Source organism: Coxiella-like endosymbiont of Rhipicephalus sanguineus, from assembly GCF_018687865.1.
This window is the reverse complement of the sequence record NZ_NIQB01000095.1, coordinates 1-1,706: the sequence shown is the minus strand read 5'-3', so window position 1 is coordinate 1,706 and position 1,706 is coordinate 1. Positions and strand designations below refer to the sequence as shown.

The following is a 1,706-nucleotide window of genomic DNA, read 5'->3' as shown; positions in this document are numbered from 1 at the left end:
TTTAATTGATTTTAAATTAAATTATTTATTTTTTAAAGATACTGAGTAGGATACAATCATTTAACTAGATGAAAGGGATTAATTAAACTAGTTGAGGGATGACGATATCTCTACTTTTCTATTCTTATCGGATATAGAAATTTATTTTTTTGATAGAATTGATAATTAAAAATTTAATAAGTCAATATTTTATATAAAAATTATTTTGTACTATAAAAATATCAAAAATAATTTTTTTGTTAATAATTTCCGAAAATCGATCGGAGAGCATATTTTTTGATTATTTTTTTAGCAATTCTAAAAAAGATTTTTCATCAATGATAGGTATTTTTAATTCCTTTGCTTTTCCGTATTTGCTACCAGGATTTTTCCCAGACACTAAATAATCGGTATTTTTAGAGACACTGCTACTAGCTTTACCACCGAGACGTTCAATTTTTTGTTTTGCTTCGTCCCGTGTTAAGGTTTTTAAACTACCAGATAACACAAAAATTTTTCCAGCAATTCGTGATTCCAAGGTCACTTTTTCTTTTGACCATTGAATGCCGAGTCGGATTAATTTATTGATTAATTTGACATTATATTTTTGTTGGAAAAAACCTCTAATATTCTCAACGGCGACTGGGCCAATATCTTTAATAGCTAACAGCTCCTCACTAGAAGCTTTCATTAGTGGTTCAAGTTCCTGAAAATTCTGAGCCAAAGTTCGCGCTGTTGTTTCACCAACTCCGCGGATTCCTAACGCATATAAAAATCGTGGTAAAGTAGTTTTTTTACTTTTTTCAATGGCAGTTAATAAATTTTCGGCAGATTTTTTACCCATTCTAGGCAAAGCCAAAAGAGCAGATTTATCCAGTTCATAAATGCCCATTATATCTCTAATTAATTTTTTATTAGTAAACAAAGTGACTAATTTGTCACCTAACCCCTCAATATCCATTGCTCGGCGCGAAACAAAATGTTTAATGGTTTCTCGTAATTGAGCGTGACAATATAAACCGCCCATACACCGAGCTACGGCTTCACCTTCGGGTTTTATAACTTCCGCCTGACATACAGGACAACGAGTGGGAATTTTTATTACTTTGGCATTCTTGGGCCGTTTTGCTAATAAAGGCGCAACGATTTCGGGAATCACGTCGCCAGCCCGGCGTACAATAACCGTATCACCCACACGAATATCTTTTCGACGAAGTTCATTGAAATTATGCAAAGTAGCATTGCTGACCGTTACCCTTCCAACAGAAACGGGTTCCAATCGCGCTACTGGCGTTACTGCACCCGTTCGTCCTACATAAAATTCAATGTCGTTTACCACAGTCATTTTTTCTTGAGCTGGAAATTTATAAGCGATTGCCCACCTTGGTGCGTGTGATACAAAACCTAATTTTTCTTGCAAAGAAAGAGAATTAACTTTCACAACCACACCATCGATATCGAAAGGAATCATATCCCGAATTTTTCGTAAATGCTCATAATAACCCAAACAAGCTTTGATATCTTCCACTACCATCGTTTCAGAAATAACTGGGATCCCCCATTTTTTAAATCGCACCAGAACGTCGCTATGTTTTTGGGGTAAATCACTACCTCTAACTAGTCCTAGAAGATAACCATAAAAAATTAAAGGGCGTTTCGCTGTAATTCGTGGATCCAATTGCCGTAAACTCCCTGAAGCAGCATTGCGGGGATTTGCGAACACTTTT

The 1,706-nt window shown here is 35.2% G+C and carries 1 protein-coding gene; it reads right to left on the bottom strand.

What is annotated here, in order from left to right:
- Positions 1-280: 280 nt before the first annotated feature.
- Positions 281-1,706: NAD-dependent DNA ligase LigA (gene ligA / locus B1F79_RS05855; protein WP_251366358.1), on the bottom strand; the 1,426-nt coding region annotated here is incomplete at its 5' end.